Source organism: Roseovarius sp. B-10 (assembly GCF_056859295.1).
On record NZ_JBSXOE010000023.1, the window covers coordinates 106,149 to 123,297 of the forward strand.

Consider the following 17,149-nt stretch of genomic DNA (forward strand, 5'->3'; position numbering starts at 1 on the left):
GTGGATACCGGCCTCAACGACCTGCGAATTGGGTCAAGTACACTGATAAGGCTGGGAGCAAAGCGATCACCACCCAGATCAACAAGAGGGACCATAGATAGGGCAAGACCGCTTTGGCGATCTGCAGATAGGGGATGCCGGTGATGCCGGATGCGACGTACAAGTTCAGACCGAAAGGAGGAGTGATGAAACCAATCGAACTGCCCGCCATGAAGACAACCGCGAAATGGAAAGGATCCACCCCCGCCTTGAACGCTACCGGGGCCAGGATGGGGGCCAGGATGACGGTATTGGGAACCGATTCGAGCAATGTGCCGGCGATCAGGACGATCATCATGCTGACAAAAAGCACCGTGTAGTATCCACCGAGTGAGCTAATGAATTCGCCAAGCCAGTCACCAAACCCAATCACCGCAAAAACCTGCTGCATCAGCAAGGACATAGCCACAAGCGGCATGATGATCCCGACGATCATACCGCTGCGCAGGATGACATTGGGCAGGCTCCGCAAGCTGAGTTCACGGGTCATGAGAAAACCGGCGAGCAGGCAATAGACAACTGTGACCGCCGCAGCTTCCGTCGGTGAAAACGCTCCCGAGTAGATGCCGCCCAGCACAATCAACCCCGCCGCCAGAGCGATCGAAACGCCCGGAAACGTTTGTGCGACACGGCCCACGCGGAACGGGTGGAGTTGACCATAACCCCGCCGCCGGCTGACAACGTAGACGGTCACAAGCATTACCAAAGACATCAACAGGCCGGGAATGATGCCGGCAAGGAACAATTCGGAGATCGGGGTCGCAGTCAGATGACCATAGACGATGAAGAGAATACTCGGCGGTATGATGATCCCGACCACGCCTCCCGCCGCCGATGTCGCCGCGGCGAAGGAGCTTGGATATCCCTGATCGCGCAGCGACGGATATGTGATCGAGCCAATCGTAGCGGTCGTGGCAGAGTTTGAACCGCTGATGGCCGCGAACATGGAACAGGTTGCGATCGTTGACATGCCCAACCCGCCCCGAACCCATCCCAGCAGGGACATCGAGAACTCGGTCATCCGGCGGGCGATCCCGCCTTTTGAAATCAGATCGCCGGTCAGAATGAACAGGGGTGCGGCCAGCAAGGCAAAGCTGTTGAGCCCTTCGAACAGACCCGAGCCGATGCTTGCCAGGGGGAAGTCAATTATGAGCTGCGCCCCGAGCACCCAAACTCCCATCAACAGGAAAAGGGGTGTGCCCAGCACGAACAGGGCCGCCGCCAGTCCGGATAAGAGAAAAAGCTGTGTGCTGGGATCGAAAATGGCATTCATCCGTCAAGGCTCCCAAAGCCCGCGGCCATGCGCAGGTCACTCCCTGACCGGACCGCCCTGAAATCTTCCCAGGCGTTCTGGAATACCCGAAGCACCAGAAGCGACCAGCCAACCGGCGTCGCCAGATAAAACCACCAGGAGGGAAGATCGACGGTGCCCGGAACGCTGGAGAAATTGTTCTGGTGCATCTGCACCAGCTCGAAAGAGTAGTAGACCGCAACAAACGCAAAAGTCAGGTAGAGAACATAGTCGATCTGCATGGATGCATATTGCCCCCAGCGCGACAGGTTCTGCCGAACTCCATTGAAGGCAAGATGTGACCGCATTCGGACGGCCAGGGCTGCACCCGGCCATGTCAGCCAGACAAACATGTAGGCCGGCACGGTCGTGCTCCAGGAAACTTGCTCGTCCAGCAGGAACCGACGCCCGACCTCGAAGGCAATGATGCCAGCGCAGGCGGTGTAGGCCACAAGGATGATGCCCTTCTCGAGATGCGCGTCCACATACCGAAGTGTACGATACGCTCCGGCCTTGAAACGCCCCCACCGCCCGCTGGGCAGCAAACGGGGGCCCTGCGTCTGGCCCATGAATTCCTCCCGATAGAAGTGCGGATCGAGCGGGACGACCAGTCACCCCGCTCTGAAACGTGGCAGATGCGTCAGAGCCACCAACGCCGTGGCACGACGTCAACTGCCCTCACCGACCGGTCGATGCGCTGGGCCAATGGCTTGATCGCTGCATAGGCGTCAAAACCTGCCATTTTATCGAGCCGCCCCCTCAATTGGGCATAGGGCTCTTGCTGGGGGTCGGCCATGCTTTGGGCCTCGCTCACCATATCTTCGTTGGGGATGATCACTTCGGTCCCTGCTTTGCCATAGATGGTGTCGGGCTTCGGGTCGCTTACATCACCGATGATGTTCTCCTGGGCGAAAGCCAGGTTGTACATGATGACCTGCTGGGTCTGGTACGCAGATTCCATCAGCGCGTCGCGCAACTCCGGCGTCAACTTGTCCAGGCTTTCGCTTCGGATCATCGTCGCCTCCGTTCCCGGAATGAAACCCAGTTTCAAATACTGGCTGACGACCGGAGCGAGATTGAAGGCTGCCGCGGCCGCGCCCCAGGTTTCCATGCCGTCGACCAGCCCCGAGCGCATGGCATCAGGCGTTTCAGCCCAAGCTACGGGAAGCGGATTCATCCCCATGAGGGTCAACGCAGTCTGCCCAAACTGTGTACCGGTGGCCCTTATCCTGGCGCCCTTCAAATCGGACATTTGGGCAATCGCGGGCTTATCCTTGAAGCTGGCCCCCATGAAAATCCCGCGAAGCTCCGCGGTGCTGAACAGAAGCTCCATGTTGTGCCGGTCGCGCAAGACGCTGCGGAAGACCTTTTCCGACTCAGGGTTATAGAGGAAATCGTAAATCTGCGCGGCGGACTGAAACATGAACGGATAGTCGAGAGCATTCATCCACGGGGCAATACTGGCCCCGTTCTGAGTCGAACTGACCCCGATATCGATAACCCCTTGCATGGTTTGCTGAACGCATTTCGTTTCGGCGCACAGCCCACCGGCATCGACGACATCGATCATAATGGCACCATCAGTGCGCGCTTCGATGTCGCGGACAAAATCCCACACGCCGACCCGCTGGATGTCATGTTGCGCATCGCCGTAGACCATTCCCAACTTGAAGACATGCTTGGCCTTGGCGGCGTCTCTTTTCTCCCCCAGACGCCCGGCTGTCTGAGCCAGAGCTGGCAATGAATAACCCGGCCCAAGCAATGCCGCCGCAGCAAGCGCTGAACTCATTCCGAAGGCTGAACCGACACGCATAAAATCTCTGCGTGAGACTCTGCCTCTCGGCCGTTTGCTTTCATTGAACATTTTTCCCCCGCTTTCATTGTCGCTTTACCCGCCAGTTTGAACCTTCTTCTTTCTGACGATTGTGTTTGGTGAGCCGAGCATAAAGTATAAGTAATATTTTTACAAAACTACAATAAATTACATGTTTCGTAACTTACGCTTACATTACTAAGCGTCACGATGTCATCGCCATCACGGGATACCGGAAAACGTTCCAACAGCCGACGTCCGCAGCGCCTTGATAACCTGACCGCCTCCCGACGGCATCGATGTGCGAGTGTGGGTCTGCAAGGCCCCACCACAGAGGAGGGTCACGCGTCGATCATCACGGTCTTTTCTTCGATGCCCGATCGCCAGGCCCGCCCTGATTCGAGCACAGACACCCTTGTCGCCCCATCGCTTCCAGCGATTGCAGACGTCTTTTGCCGACTGTGTTCCGCAGGCGCGTCCCGGCCTTTAGCGCCCTACGGCAGCGAGATTGCTCCCCGTCCGCCGCAGGATGCCCCGATTACGGCCCTCCGCGCGGCAAGCCTGAAAAGCGACGGCTCATCGGCCTTTCAGCCAGACGACAGGATCGTGAGACCCGATCAAGCCGTAAATCACGCTTCGCAAGGTCAGCAGGTGCGTATTCTCGGACGCGGAAATGGAAGAAGATTAGAACATCGGCAATGGGACAACGCCCCTTGCAACACCGGGCGTAAGCCGCATAATCAGGTCTGCCAGAGAGGCAGTATCTCCATGGCTCAATCCGCTCTGACGCACAATTATCATTGACGATGGACACCGTGCGCTTCCTGGAAAGAGGGCGGCAAGCTATATCGAGCGATCATGGCTGGCTGATTATGAAAGGGCAAGGACGACGAGATGGACACTGGACCGCAGAACAAATACTTTTCCTTGCTTGCAGAGGGTCGTTTCCAGATTCAAGGGTGCGAATCTTGCGGGGCCTGCGTTTTTTACCCCCGTGTGGTCTGCCCCTATTGCGGCTCGGATCGGCTTTACTGGTTCAAGCCCGAGGGCAGGGCAACCGTTTATTCGACTACCGTCGTGCGGCGAGATCGCGAAAAAGGCGGCGATTACAACGTGGCGCTCGTCGATCTGGTCGAAGGGCCACGAATGATGACAAGCATCAGGGGGATTGAGCCGGACCAGGTGAAGATCGGGATGGAGGTTGAATTTCATTCGATCGACACCGAAACGCATGATGCAGTCTACTTTCAACCGACAGGGAACGCGTAATGGTCAAGGAGCTTCGGGGCAAGACGGCGATTGTCGGCATCGGTCAGGCGGGATTGGGCAAGGCAGAAGGTTTCAGCGAAGTGGAGATCCTGGCCGAGGCGGCCAGACTGGCGGTTGCCGACGCCGGGCTGAAGATGTCGGATATCGACGGGATCACCACGGCCAGCGTGACCGCCCCGATGTGGGCGATGCCGGTGATCGAATATCTGGGCCTGAACACCAGTTTCATCGATTCCACAATGCTCGGGGGGTCGAGTTTCGTCGCGCATATGCTCCCCGCGATTCACGCACTCCAATCCGGTCAATGTAACGCGGTACTCGTCTGCTACGGGAGTACACAGCGGACCTCCAGCGTGAACCGCGCCACGATAGCCGAGGTGCGCCGGAGTTTCGATCCACAGCCTTACGAGTATCCCTATAATCCGCTTAGCCCGCTTAGCACCTATGCCCTCGCGGCCGCGCGACACATGCATGAATACGGCACGACGCGTGACCAGTTGACCGATGTCGTTCTGGCCGCCCGCTCCTGGGCCCAACGCAACCCCGACGCATTGCGGCGCCAGCCGCTAAGCCGGGCCGAGGTCGAAGAGTCCAAGATGATTTCGGACCCTCTAACCGTGGCCGATTGCTGCTTGGTCAATGATGGTGCAGGGGCTTACGTGATGGTGCGAGCGGATCGTGCGGTGGACCTGCCCCAAAAGCCGGCATATGTACTTGGCGCTGCAACCCATGTCTGGGGGCGACAGGGCTCTTCGTTGCCGTCGCTGACTGAAACGGCAGCGAAGGTTTCGGGCGAACGAGCCTTTGAGATGGCCGGTGTCACGCCAAGCGATATCGACGTCGCCGAACTTTATGATGCCTTTTCCATCAACACGATCCTCTTTCTTGAGGATCTTGGCTTCTGCCCCAAGGGAGAAGGCGGTCGTTTCGTATCAGATGGCATGATCGCGCCCGGTGGCGATCTGCCCGTCAATACCAATGGCGGCGGTCTGTCCTGCATCCATCCGGGAATGTACGGGATATTCATCACCATCGAAGCCGTCAGGCAACTGCGCGGGCATCGCGGCGACGGACAAATCGACGGTGCGGAACTGGCGCTGGTGCACGGGAACGGCGGCAGCCTGTCTAGTCAATCGACCGCCATTCTCGGTGCGGAATCAACGCTGTGGTAGCGGCTGTAATCGAACTTGAAATAGAAGAAGATCAACATATCCTACTACTCCGATTGTGGACTTTCCCCACCCACCGTGCGGTTGTGCTCGGGGCTGCGATAGGCCGAGCGGACGATCAGCGGCTTGCCGAGCCGGTGGCGAAGCGCCTGCAGTATCTTGAGCGTAGTTTCGTTGATCAGCAACTTGAAGATGCCAAGATCGGCGATCCGCTGAATGTTCTGCCATAGCTCAGCCCGTTAACCGGTTGAGCAGGTTCCGCACATTCGACACATGCCAGCGCCCACCACGCCGTGTCCGGATGCCGCGTGTGTTGAGTTGCTCAGCGATGGCGCGAAGGGTGGTGTGTCCCTCGCTCCGGAGGCTGGCCAACACCGGCGTCAGGGTCTGCGCGAACGCGTCCGCGTTCGAGACCACGGACCTTCGGAGCGGTGCACCGCCTTGCCCGGCCCGCCTCAGCGCCGCGGCCCCGTTCGGATTGCCCAGCCTGACGCCGCGCGCTTTGGCTGCCGCCAGCGCCTCCTTCGTGCGCCGTGAAATCGCCTCGCGCTCCTGCTGGGCCACCAGTGCCATGATGCCGACGGTCAGATCGTTAGCCTCGGGCATGTCACAGGCCACGAAGCGCACGCCGCTGGCTTGCAGCGTCAGGAGAAACGCCGCGTTTCGTGAGAGCCGGTCCAGCTTGGCGATGACCAGCGTGGCCCCGGTGAGGCGCGCGAGGTCGAGGGCCTTCTCGAGTTCCGGCCGGTCATTCTTGCGCCCGCTCTCGACCTCGGTGAAGCGGCCAAGCACCCGGGCCTCCTTCGAGGCTGCAAACGCGTCGATGGCCTTGCGCTGCGCCTCGAGCCCGAGCCCAGACCGGCCCTGCCGGGCCGTCGAGACCCGCTCATAGGCCACGAGCTTGGGCGATGGGGCAGCTTCCCTGACCATGTACAAACCTGCGTAACGTTGGTTGCGCAGATGTGTACATCGCTCTGAAGCGCATAGGAGTGTAGTCAGAACAGCAGGAATGCCGTGCTTAAACAGGCGTCTGAGATGAGAAGCGGTCGAAAAAGCGTGATTGCCAAGTGAACAACCAGGTTATCGAGCGCGCAAACCAATTCCACGCTCTGAAGAGCCTATAACGAAAAAGGGCGCCCGAGGGCGCCCAGATCCAAATCCGGATGTACCGTTCAGGCGAGCTGAAGGTTGCCTGCGGATTCCCGGCCATCACGACCGGCCTCGACGTCGAAGGTAACGGCCTGATCATCCTTCAGAGAAGTCAGACCTGCGCGCTCGACGGCAGAAATGTGGACAAAGACGTCCTTGCCGCCGGATTCCGGGGCAATAAAGCCGAAGCCTTTTGTAGCGTTGAACCATTTCACGGTGCCATTGGCCATCGTGATATCTCCTGTATCTTTCAACCTGTTCGCGGAAGTGCAACAGCGTGGCGCGGTTGGCCAAAATCGAATTCGCTGAAGTCCGTTTGGGGAAAAGCAGGGGATCGATAGCGGTAACGTAGCGACGGACACATGACAGGTTACACTCGCGGTGTCGAGAGACAATCGCATCGGTGAAACCGCTTGCCGCTCCGACAAGCCAGAACTTTCACTCATCCGCAGCCATCACCTCGGGTCGGGCAGCGTCGCAATCCGTTCTCTCCTTGCGCCCCGCGCTGCCCAGCATGTTGACCGGTCGCTGCACCAGGTTGCCGTCGTCATCCCGGAACACCGTGACGAACTCGATCTTCGTGACCTGATCGGCCTCGGGGCCTGCCCCCTCGAGGCCAAGCCGCGTGCGCGCGGATGGTGTGAGCCCGAGTTCCGACATGTAGCGCCCCATCAGCTCCAGCTGCTTGTTGGCCACCGACAGCCAGGGCGATTGCTGGACGTGGCCGTTGGGCGTCTTTAGCAGAGTGGGCGTCTCCGCCAGTTTCTCCTCGGCCTCCACCCAGCGGGCATAGGCCTGGCAATAGGCCGCGAGCGCCGCGCGATCTGCCAGCGTGAGAATGCCTGCGTCATGCAGGGGCGTCGCGAGCCGCCGCCATTCCCTGCGGGCCGTGTCGCTCAGATGCGCCGGGCACCGTGGCAGTGCGCCCATCGGCGTGTTGGCCAGCGTTCCGGCCTTCGGTGTAGGCTTGCGGCCGCGCATCGGGACCTCCTATGCCCTGTCCAGCAGAAGGAAAGGATTGTCCTCCTCGGGCGTGTCGGCGGCGGAAACCTGCGAGCGCGACGACGGGGTGAAGCCGAACTCGGCCGCGTAGCGCACCATGTCCGCCATCGCCTTGTTCGCCGCACCAACCAGCGGGTTGTGGATCACGTTGCCGGCCTTGGTGCGGATGATGAGCCCTTCCGTGACCGCATCCTTCTCGGCCATGCGTGCGAGCGCCGCCTCCGCGGCGACCCACCGGCCATGGGCCTGACAATAGGCCGCCAGCGGGGCGCGGTCCAGATTGCTCATGATGCCAAGCTGCACGATCTCTTCGATCACCCGCTCCCACTCCAGCCGCGCGGCCCCGGTCAGATGCTCGGGCGGCTCCGGCCGCGCCAGGTCCGGCGTCGGCTCATGTTCGTTGAGACGGTGTTTGCGGGCCGTCCCCGACAGGAGTTTCAGCTTCGTCGGCTTCGGTTTGCGTCCGCGCATGCCTCACCTCCCCTTTACCCTTTCCGACCCCCGGTCCGAATTCTGGCCGTGAAAGAAAATGCCTGCCCCCGCCGGTCCCGTGGCAAAGGTCGTAGAGATTGACCCTCCCCCGGGGGTGTGCCCCGACGTGCCAACCGCTCGAAGAGACGCCGCAGGCAAAAGCTTCTCAGGAACGACACGATCGTGAAGGCCGTGCCGATCCCGAGGTGCTGTGCAACGGTGACCGAAAGGCCCATCACGGGAAAGACAAGAAGCTGCGTGGCAAGCGCCACGATCCAGCCAACGACGAGGTTGGCGAGGGCTTCCAGGGCTGATGTCATTCGCCCCTGCGTCATGCCGCGCGCTCCAGCCGCTCGGCTGCGATCTCGCCAAGGCCGCGCCCATCCCCGTCGAGCGTGGCGCTCTGCCCGGTGAACACCTCCCAGCGCCGCACGGCCACATCCACGTAAGCCGGATCAAGCTCCATGGCATGACAGGCCCGCTGCGTGCTCTCGGCGGCAATCAGCGTGGTGCCCGATCCGCAGAACGGCTCGTAGACCGCTTGCCCCGCGCTGGAGTTGTTCAGGATCGGGCGCCGCATGCACTCCACCGGCTTTTGCGTGCCGTGGACCGTCTCGGCATCCTGATCCCGGTTCGGGATCGACCACAGCGTCGATTGCCGGCGATCACCCGACCAGTGGCCCTTGCCGCGCACGCAATACCACGCCGGTTCATGCTGCCAGTGGTAGTGCCCGCGCGAGAGCACATGCCGGTCCTTGGCCCAGATGATCTGGCTGCGGATGTCGAACCCGCAGGCGCCAAGGCTGTCGGCCACCGTCGTGGCATGCAGGGCCCCGTGCCAGACATAGGCCACGTCGCCCGGAAAGAGCGCCCAGGCATCCCGCCAGTCCGCGCGGTCATCGTTCATCACCTTGCCGGTGCGCTTCGTCTCCGACGCGCCGGCCCGGTTGCGCCAGTCCGGGTCGTAGTCCACGCCATAGGGCGGGTCCGTCACCATCAGATGCGGGTGCACATCCCCCAGCAACCGGGTCACGTTGGCCTCCGACGTCGCGTCGCCGCACAAGAGCCGGTGCGGGCCGAGGCACCACAGATCGCCAGGACGCGACACCGGCTGCGCGGGCGGCTCAGGGGTGTCCTCCTCCCGCGGGTCGGCCTTGTCGAGCGCAAGCAGCTCGTCGAGCTCCCCGGCCGCGAAGCCCAGCCCCTCCAGGTCCACCCCGAGCTCCGAAAGCTCGCCCAGTTCCAGCGACAGCAGCTCCCGGTCCCAGCCCGCCTGCTCGGCCAGGCGGTTGTCGGCGAGGATGTAGGCCCGCTTTTGCGCCTCGCTCAGGTGCGCCAGTTCGATCACCGGCACCGCGCGCAGACCCAGCTGCCGCGCCGCCAGCACCCGGCCATGCCCCGCGATGATGCCATTCGCGCCATCGACCAGCACCGGGTTGTTGAACCCGAACTCCCGGATCGAGCCGGCAATCTGCGCCACCTGCGCCTCGGAATGCGTGCGTGCGTTTTTGGCATAGGGGACGAGATCGGCGACCGCGCGCTGCTCGATGGCGCGCGCGCCGGGCTGCGTGTCTGCCTCGAAATTATCCGCTGCCCGCTTCGCCATGACCCCGCCCCGGAATTGTCCGTTCGTCTGTGCCTGCCTCACCCGCAATATAGCACGGGAGCTATTCCATTGTAATCATGACATTAATTGACAGGCGCCGACAGGAACAGACACCACTGTGCGGGTCGGCGTTGCGCTTCTGCTGGATGCCCGACGGAGAGATCGACAGACGAGCTGTCGCTAATGTCATGGGCTGATAAATCGGGCCTTTCCAAACCCGACATCCTCGAAAGCGGACCGAACCGAATTGTCGCGGTTGGGGGTCTTCCTTGAGCAGGATGTTGACGCTTGGCCGGGTCCGTCGTTTCATCTACGCCCCCAGCAGGCTTGGGATCGTGCGACGCACACCTCGCGCGCGTGGACATCAGAAACGTCATTAACAGTCGTGTGCTCGCGTTTTTTTTATGATCCTCTTTGATCACGTCAGAGAGTAAAAAGCGTTATTGCTCAAGAATCCCGTCTTTGCAGGCAGTTCCTCCATGGGCGGGAGCTCACAGAAAAAGGATCAGCAATGAATATTCCCGAAGCTACCAAACCCGCAGTGTGGGGTGCCATCGGTGGCGCCATCGTCGCGATCGTGATCGGATTTGCCTGGGGCGGATGGGTGACTGGTGGAACAGCATCCGAGATGCAATCCGCCAGTGCGGAATCAGCCGTCGTTCAGGCCTTCACACCCCTCTGCGTCGCCAAGGCCGAGCAAGAGCCGGAACAGATCGCCTTGTTGAAGGACGAACGGAGCTATCAGCGTGACAACTTCGTGGTCGAGGCTGGTTGGGTCGACAATGTGAGCGAAAAGTATCAGTCGGAAGTGGCTGATTCGTGTGCCGATTTGATCATAGAAGGCATGGAATAACGCAGGCGGGTCCCGCCAACGCATATCGTCACTCTATCTCCATGTTGAGCCTCGGGACGGCGCTTCCAGCCGATTTGGCAGCTTCATCGGCGCGGCCGCGCCCGGGACGGCGGTAGGCAGCCGTTTTAAGGGACATTTCCCTATAAGAACTATTCGGGATTTGCCCCTTAAATCCGACCCGCTCGAATTCCTTCTGCGACTGCTTTTCACTGTCAAACAGCGCCGGATGCAGCGCTGCTCGTCGACCGGGCTTTCGATCGCGACGACGTCCAGACGCGCGAAGAAGCGCCCCGGTGCTGCCGCGTCACAGCCAGGTCAGCAGCAGCCGCCGTGACAAAAGTGACAGTTTCCCCATTATCCCACGTATAGGGACGTCGGATTTTCCATACGTCCGATAGTCTGTGTTTTGTCACTTTTGTCACGCTCACTTCAGCCGGAGGCCGCGCAACCCTCGATGGCGACTGCTGCGTTGATCCTCAAAACCACGCTGCCGCAGTTCCTTGATGAGCGAACGCTTGGTCCAGCCTCCAAGCCCTTGCTGGTCGCACCAGAAGTTGAAGCGCACGATCAAATCGTCCGAGGCAACAAAGCCGCCTGGGTCCTCACTGGTCTCGTCCTGCAGGAACTGCCCCACGGTATCTTCCTCGTCGAAATAGGCAGCGGAAGCCGCGGCGATGGAAACCGGCACATCGAGCCCCCGTTCCTGCCAGGCCAGCGCGCCATCGATGCACCAGCGAAGGATTGCCGGGTGTTCCGATTTGAGCCGGTCGGGCAGACTGCCATCGCGTCGCTCGGGCGGGATGGTGACCGCGAACGGCACCAGCACGACACGGCTGCGGATCGCCTCGTCAACACCCTTGAAGGACGGCTGCGTGTTTCCCGCGATCATCAGGGTCATCTGCGGATCGAAGTCGAAGAAGTCCTGGCGCATGAAACGCGCCGTCATCCGATCCCCGCCGGTCAGGTCCTTGATCACCGCCTCATCCCAGGTCTTGCCGCGGGGCAACTCCGAGGCAATGGCCAGCCGCGCGCCGTGCAGGCCGGCGATATCGGTCGGGTGACGTTCGGTCTGCGAGTTCAGGAAGGTCGTGGCGGCAACCCGGCGCCCGTAGTCGCCCCATATATCCAGCAATGTGTTCATGAACACGGATTTACCGTTACGACCGGACCCGTGAAGGAAGAGCAGCTTGTGTTCCTGCACAGAGCCCGTGAGGGCATAACCTGCTGCGCGCTGCAGGAAGTCGATGGTTTCCTCGTCCTGCTCGAAGATGTCTCCCAGAAAGCGAAGCCAGAGTTCGGGGCGAACCCCGCGATCGGCTGGCGCGCACGCGAGGCGGTGGCTGATCAGGTCTTCTCGCTGCGCCGGTCGCAGGTTCCCGGTTCGAAGATCGACCGTCCCTTCCGGCGTGCCGACCAGGAACCTGTCGGCATCGAACGCTTCATGCGTCGTGGCCGAAGCGGGGTTGGCCCGGGCGAGACCTGAAACGGCGGCCACGGTGGCACTGCTGCCGAGCGACCGCGCTTGATCGCGGGCCCACTTATGGATTTTCCGTGCTTCGGCCCTGTCACCCGCAGCGTTCAGATCGGCAGCTTTGTTCTCCGCCCAGACGCGGACTTCGTTTGCCCGCTCGCGCAGGAAACTGCGTGTCCGTGACATGTGCGCCAGGGTCTCGTCGCGCTGCCAGTGCGTTCCGCTCCAGAAGAGCCACTTGCCCCAGAGGGCGACGAACCGTGCGTCGCTATCCCAGCTTCGCCGACCGAGTTCCAACGCAAGGGCGTCGTGGGACAGATCGCAGCTGTCCTCGGAGCGTTGTCCTGGTCCGGCGGTTTGCTCCCCATGCCCACGATACCGCCGGGCAATCTCGGAGAGATCGGCACCGGCTGTACGCGCGCGCTTCGCGATGGAGCTCAGGGTCACGCCACCGCCAACCTGAAAGCCTTGCCATTTGGACGCGACCTCTCCCGGTTTGAACTTGTCCCCCTGGGAGGACCAGTCCTCCGCCAGGCGCAAGCCTTCGGTACTGCCTGCGAAGTGATCATGCAGAGCCTGCAGAACCTCGAGCCACGCATCGTAGCCTCCTGCGTCCGGATCGATCCAGGACAGGAGGTCTTCGACCTCTTCCACCGGTGCCTTGCAATCGGGTTTCCCGAAGCGATCAAAATCACCTGTCCGGAGCATCCCGGATCGCTGCGAAGCAGAATTCCCTGCTGGCATTTTCCTGGGAACCCATGCAGGCACCGGGGCAGGCTCATCATCCGTCTCGAAGCAGTAGCGCCCGCCTTCGAACTCGGAGGGCTCGAGCAGGATGTAGCCTCGATGCTTGATTTCGACGCCCGCGCAAAGCTGGCCTGCGAAACGATCGTCGCTGTGTGCAGTGAAGATATAGTGGTGGCCGCCGCGGGGGCTGCGCTGAACAAGCGTTTGCGGAACCTCGCGACCGTGAACAAATGCGCTCCAGCCGCAATCCGCCTTGTATGAGTCCACATCGACAGCCACGAGGCCGGAGGCTGCGAGGTGAACGCCGATATTGGCATCGGGCCACCGGGTCCACCAGTCGCGAACGACACCCGGGTCATTCGATGCCCCGACATGACCGTTCTTCAACAGATGTGTGGAGGTGCCGTCGGCGTCACGACCCTTGGTGCCTTGCGTGATTGGAAATACATACCACCCCCGTTCGGCGTAGGAGATGGCTGCATCAAGGCGCATCGGGATGTGAAGCACTCTGTTCATTCCGAACCTCCCCGATAAGTAACGGCACCGCTCGTCCGACCCGCCGTGTTGCGATTGCGCTGTTCGAACTCTTCGATGTCCCTCATGGGGTAGCGGATCGAGCCACCAATATTGACCCAGGCGGGGCCGTAAGGCTCCGCCCTCCACCGCTCCAGCGTACGCCCGCTGAGACGCCAGCGCGCAGCCAGTTCGCGCTGCGTGAGATAGACCCGGTCTTCAGTCATCCCGGCCCTCCCCGCGATTCCGGGGCCGCTGAAACACCAGGAAAAGCGCCTGGCCGTCCTCGGAGCGGCCGCCCTCCTCGATGAGATAGCTGCGCCCCTCTTCCAGCAGCATGGCGAAGTCCCATGCGTGATAGAGGCCCGGCAGTCGCTCGTATTCGTCCTGCGTCGTGATCCTTATGGTCATTGAACTGCTCTCCATGTCGGGCGCGCCGAATTGCGCGCTCACATGGGAAAAGCCGGTCGGGAGCCCGGATCGGGACAGGTCAGGCGCCGTCGAGCTCCGTCAGCCGCCGCAGGGCGCGCTGGCAGCGCTTGCGGGCCGCGTCGTGGCTGATGCCCAGAAGCGTCGCAGCTTCCTTCTGGGAAAACCCCGCGATATGCACGGCGGTCAGCAGAACACCGTCCTCGCCGAGCGCCGATGCCGCGGCTGCCGCGATCGCCTCGGGTCGGTCCATCTGCTCATCTTCATCCGCGGCATCGAGCCCTTCGCAATCGCATGTGGTGTTACGCCTGTTGGCATCACGGAGATACGCCCGCCGCAGATCGCGCTCCAGGTTGCGCAGCAACGTGGCCGCCACGCGCCCGATCCGCTCAGGGTTTGCGGATCGGATGCCGATGGTCAGCTGGCTGATGAGATCGGCGTCGAGCGCTCCAACCGGGGCGAGGTCGCGCAGCCGGTGGCGCAGCGTGCAGAGACCCGGCCAGAGCGCCAGGACGAGGAGCTCGACGGCGAGATCGCTGCCGGGCGGATCACCGCAGGCCTTGCGCATCAAGCGCGACAGCACCTTGTTCTTGCTCTCGGGGTCAGGGTCCTTGCCGTGCAGCCAGCCAAGCAATTGTGCCGGCTCGCGGAAACGGCCGATCCGGTCCTTCTGCGGAAGAAGTGTGGAAAACGTGGTCAGTGCGGAATGCCGGTGAACCGACCGGACGAGCTGCGCGTGAAGCGCAGACCAGGATGAAGACACGAGACGCCTGGGCTGGGGCCGGGCATCTCGCGCCTCTCATCGGGCCGGGTTTGGGCGTCGTGCGCCTCTGCGAATTCTCGAGCTGGTAAGGTCTACGACTTGGCGGTTCGCTTGTTCAGCGATCCGCATCCCTTGCAGGTCGCCGATGCAGGCAGGGTCGCGACGTATTCATGGCGGCGCTGGAAGCGGATGTGGACGTCATGTCCGTGGATCACGCCCAACAGCTTGCCGCAGCATTTGCACAGCCAGTCTTCTCCACGAGGTCGCGTTTGACGCCGCAGGATCGGAATGCCGTGTGTGGTTTGCGTCTGCTCGTATCGTGCCATGTCGGCCTCCTTCGGTTGATGGAGGCTTGATGGCCGAACGAAGTGTGGAGCGTCCCACGCGCGTGTATGGAGGAAGTCTGGAGGCCTTAATCCATCAGCCGCCACATCCCTTTTCCGCTGCCTTTGCCGACATATGACGTGAACACGCGTTCACGCATCTTTCCGGTGAATAGCTCTCTGGGTGTTCTGGCAGAAGTTCCCTCCAGAAGGAAACTGGAATGAACCTCCGGCGCGCCGCTATTGTAGGCCTTCGCGAGCTTCTCGAAGAACTGCAGTTGCACCGGGCTGGACAGCGGCAAAGCCTCCTTGCGAGGCATGATCAGGCTCCCAGTGTGTGGACCGCCCCGAACCACGCGCGCCCGCGTGTTCTCAGAAATCAGTCGGTGCTCGGAGTTCAAGCGATCGAGCATGTGGTCGACCAAGAGCCCGGGCGAAGCGGAGCCGCTTTGCCACACGTCCTGGACCGGCATGGCAACGTTGTTCGCCAGAAACCTCGGCGCTTCCTGCCCGGCGCAAAGGACCAACCCGTCGCCGGTGCTCGCGCGCGATCGCAGGTCCTCCTCCAACTTGAAGATGACCTTCGGCTCTCCAAGCCCGCGTGCCAGGTAAACGGGAGCGGAGCCATTCGCGGTGGTAATGTCTCCCACGCGAACGAGGTCGTCGCTGATCTGCTCGAACTTTCTCGCGGAGAGATTACGCGCGAGCGACCGGACCAGAGTCTCGCGAAGCCACGCCTCGGCGACCTTGAACTCAGTGTAGTCCAGCACCGAGTGACCGCGCTCGGGGATCACGGAGGACGTGTCAGCCTCGACAACATCATCTTCATCATCTTCGACCAGGGTGAGGCTCTGGCGCTTCTTCTGAGAAATGAGGCGCGCGTCCCGAAGTGTTTGGATAGGTAACCCCAGCTCCGACAACCTCAATCCGGTAACGACGGTCTCGCCGAGGTCGAACAGCCGCATCAGAGGCGGAAGCAAGTCGGCCGTCTCCTCATCGTCGAGCGGACGCAGCTTGCGCGTAATGCCCCAGGCCTCCAGCAAGCGCGCCCCCAGTTCGCGCGTGGCGCGGTCCTTGTGGCTCTGGACATTCGAGCCATTCGTGCCGCGCAGAGTGATGTTCAACGACCTGTTTCGCCGTTCTCCCTCACGACGATACTCCACCGAGATCGCGATACGATTGATGCCGGCAGGTCCCCTGAACCGATGGGCTCCGGAAAGGTACCGTTTCAACATGTCGTCGATGTCATCTTCGCGCGTGACCTTGAGCAATGCACGCCTGCCGAAACTGCCAAGCAGCAACTCGCACTCGGTGACGACGGCGGATTGAACATCAACACCCTCGATCTCGGGGATATCCAGTTCAAACGAGGATGCAAACCGACCGAGGTCATAGACCTTCTCGGACAAAGGTTTCTCGGAAATGTTGTGTCCAAGCACGATCTCCGCGAACGCATTCGACACGTCATGTCTTTGGCCGAAACTCCGCCCGAGGACTTCGATCCGCTGGTTCAGTGGAGTGTAGATCAGCACGATCTCGTCCTGCGGCCGAAAGTACAGCGCCTGCCGGGTTCCATCGTCCCGGTGCTCGTAGACCGAGGACAAATCCGCGCCGTGGCGCACGATCAACATCACCGACGCAGGATAGGTTTCCGTTTCCGGGAGATCGATCGCGGACAGTTTCGGCGCTCTTCCGAGGCCAAGCACCTGATCGAGCTTGCTGGTCAGGGCCGGCAAATTTACCGAGGCTGCTTTCGCCGGGACGCTTTCGTCCAGATCAAGGGTAAATGCCGAATGGATTTTACCGCGATCTCGATCCTTTCGCGCATGATGGAAGCTCTCGGCATTCTGGAAAATGACCGGCAGCTCGGTGAAGGCCCAACAGCTCTTGCAAAGCTCGTCGAGCTGCTCATCAAAAATGGCGCACTCTTCGTGGGAGCCGGTTTCGTTGATGACCGTCTTCAAGGACTCGGCGCCCTTCGCGCAGCCCATTTCGGTGACGCGTTGGCTTTGAGTCTCGATCTCCGACAGCAACTCAGGGCCAAGGGGACGAAGCTGCTCTAACCTCAAGCGCGCATTGCGATCAGTAGTGACCCCGTCTGTGAATGACGGAACGGCGTCATTTCCCTCAACAGCATCAATTACCTTGTCCAGGAACCGCGCCGCCAGATGGGCCGGAATGTCTTCCAGGACCTCCCGCGTGTTCGTTCCAATAGCCTTGTCTCGCCGTCCCATACTCCCT

19 protein-coding genes are annotated in these 17,149 nt (G+C 61.4%); 3 read left to right on the forward strand and 16 right to left on the reverse strand.

Annotation, left to right across the window (positions count from 1 at the left end):
* Positions 1-13: 13 nt before the first annotated feature.
* The 3 genes from AC13D8_RS04875 to AC13D8_RS04885 all read right to left on the reverse strand — a co-directional run bounded on the left by AC13D8_RS04875 (position 14) and on the right by AC13D8_RS04885 (position 3,194).
* Positions 14-1,312 carry a TRAP transporter large permease gene (locus tag AC13D8_RS04875; protein ID WP_482967886.1) on the reverse strand — a complete coding sequence of 433 codons (1,299 nt, stop codon included), beginning with the start codon at positions 1,310-1,312 and terminating at the stop codon, positions 14-16.
* Entirely contained in the window at positions 1,309-1,899 is a 591-nt protein-coding gene (locus AC13D8_RS04880) for a TRAP transporter small permease (protein WP_482967887.1), read from the reverse strand. Before AC13D8_RS04880 ends, AC13D8_RS04875 begins: the two co-directional genes overlap by 4 nt.
* Positions 1,900-1,970: 71 nt before the next feature.
* Positions 1,971-3,194, reverse strand: coding sequence for a TRAP transporter substrate-binding protein (locus AC13D8_RS04885; protein ID WP_482967888.1), 1,224 nt, complete (start codon positions 3,192-3,194; stop codon positions 1,971-1,973).
* Positions 3,195-4,037: 843 nt separating this feature from the next.
* Here AC13D8_RS04885 and AC13D8_RS04890 point away from each other — a divergent pair.
* Together AC13D8_RS04890 and AC13D8_RS04895 are read left to right on the forward strand one after the other, a co-directional pair.
* Positions 4,038-4,412, forward strand: coding sequence for a Zn-ribbon domain-containing OB-fold protein (locus AC13D8_RS04890; protein WP_482967889.1), 375 nt, complete (start codon positions 4,038-4,040; stop codon positions 4,410-4,412).
* Positions 4,412-5,584, forward strand: coding sequence for a thiolase (locus AC13D8_RS04895; RefSeq protein ID WP_482967890.1), 1,173 nt, complete (start codon positions 4,412-4,414; stop codon positions 5,582-5,584). The genes AC13D8_RS04890 and AC13D8_RS04895 overlap by 1 nt, the downstream gene beginning before the upstream one ends.
* A 44-nt stretch (positions 5,585-5,628) precedes the next feature.
* Here the strand turns inward: AC13D8_RS04895 and AC13D8_RS04900 are convergent, their stop codons facing one another.
* The 7 genes from AC13D8_RS04900 to AC13D8_RS04930 form a co-directional block, all read right to left on the reverse strand.
* Positions 5,629-5,766, reverse strand: a complete 138-nt coding sequence (locus tag AC13D8_RS04900; RefSeq protein ID WP_482967891.1) for a D-Ala-D-Ala carboxypeptidase family metallohydrolase — start codon at positions 5,764-5,766, stop codon at positions 5,629-5,631.
* A 46-nt stretch (positions 5,767-5,812) separates the two neighbouring features.
* Positions 5,813-6,511: a recombinase family protein gene (locus AC13D8_RS04905; protein WP_482967892.1), complete on the reverse strand. Its 699-nt coding sequence runs from the start codon at positions 6,509-6,511 to the stop codon at positions 5,813-5,815.
* Between the two features lie 242 nt (positions 6,512-6,753).
* The gene (locus tag AC13D8_RS04910; RefSeq protein WP_482967893.1) at positions 6,754-6,960 is read right to left on the reverse strand and encodes a cold-shock protein; all 207 of its coding nucleotides are present in this window, start codon (positions 6,958-6,960) and stop codon (positions 6,754-6,756) included.
* A 208-nt stretch (positions 6,961-7,168) separates the two neighbouring features.
* A complete protein-coding gene (locus AC13D8_RS04915; protein WP_482967894.1) occupies positions 7,169-7,711 on the reverse strand; it encodes a phage terminase small subunit P27 family in 543 nt (180 codons plus the stop codon).
* A 9-nt stretch (positions 7,712-7,720) separates the two neighbouring features.
* Complete coding sequence (locus tag AC13D8_RS04920; protein WP_482967895.1) at positions 7,721-8,203, reverse strand: phage terminase small subunit P27 family; 483 nt, start codon at positions 8,201-8,203, stop codon at positions 7,721-7,723.
* A gap of 14 nt (positions 8,204-8,217) precedes the next feature.
* Positions 8,218-8,538, reverse strand: a complete 321-nt coding sequence (locus tag AC13D8_RS04925) for a DUF7220 family protein (protein WP_482967896.1) — start codon at positions 8,536-8,538, stop codon at positions 8,218-8,220.
* The gene (locus AC13D8_RS04930) at positions 8,535-9,809 is read right to left on the reverse strand and encodes a site-specific DNA-methyltransferase (RefSeq protein ID WP_482967897.1); all 1,275 of its coding nucleotides are present in this window, start codon (positions 9,807-9,809) and stop codon (positions 8,535-8,537) included. The genes AC13D8_RS04925 and AC13D8_RS04930 overlap by 4 nt, the downstream gene beginning before the upstream one ends.
* A 511-nt stretch (positions 9,810-10,320) precedes the next feature.
* Here AC13D8_RS04930 and AC13D8_RS04935 point away from each other — a divergent pair.
* Positions 10,321-10,662 carry a hypothetical protein gene (locus AC13D8_RS04935; RefSeq protein ID WP_482967898.1) on the forward strand — a complete coding sequence of 114 codons (342 nt, stop codon included), beginning with the start codon at positions 10,321-10,323 and terminating at the stop codon, positions 10,660-10,662.
* Between the two features lie 424 nt (positions 10,663-11,086).
* Here AC13D8_RS04935 and AC13D8_RS04940 read toward each other — a convergent pair whose 3' ends face one another.
* From AC13D8_RS04940 to AC13D8_RS04965, 6 genes are all read right to left on the reverse strand, one after another.
* Entirely contained in the window at positions 11,087-13,396 is a 2,310-nt protein-coding gene (locus AC13D8_RS04940; protein ID WP_482967899.1) for a phage/plasmid primase, P4 family, read from the reverse strand.
* Positions 13,393-13,620: a helix-turn-helix transcriptional regulator gene (locus tag AC13D8_RS04945; RefSeq protein WP_482967900.1), complete on the reverse strand. Its 228-nt coding sequence runs from the start codon at positions 13,618-13,620 to the stop codon at positions 13,393-13,395. The genes AC13D8_RS04940 and AC13D8_RS04945 overlap by 4 nt, the downstream gene beginning before the upstream one ends.
* Positions 13,613-13,804, reverse strand: a complete 192-nt coding sequence (locus tag AC13D8_RS04950) for a hypothetical protein (RefSeq protein ID WP_482967901.1) — start codon at positions 13,802-13,804, stop codon at positions 13,613-13,615. The genes AC13D8_RS04945 and AC13D8_RS04950 overlap by 8 nt, the downstream gene beginning before the upstream one ends.
* A 79-nt stretch (positions 13,805-13,883) precedes the next feature.
* A complete protein-coding gene (locus AC13D8_RS04955; RefSeq protein WP_482967902.1) occupies positions 13,884-14,585 on the reverse strand; it encodes an RNA polymerase sigma factor in 702 nt (233 codons plus the stop codon).
* Between the two features lie 92 nt (positions 14,586-14,677).
* Positions 14,678-14,911: a hypothetical protein gene (locus tag AC13D8_RS04960; RefSeq protein WP_482967903.1), complete on the reverse strand. Its 234-nt coding sequence runs from the start codon at positions 14,909-14,911 to the stop codon at positions 14,678-14,680.
* Between the two features lie 86 nt (positions 14,912-14,997).
* The gene (locus AC13D8_RS04965) at positions 14,998-17,142 is read right to left on the reverse strand and encodes a hypothetical protein (RefSeq protein WP_482967904.1); all 2,145 of its coding nucleotides are present in this window, start codon (positions 17,140-17,142) and stop codon (positions 14,998-15,000) included.
* Positions 17,143-17,149: the final 7 nt, after the last annotated feature.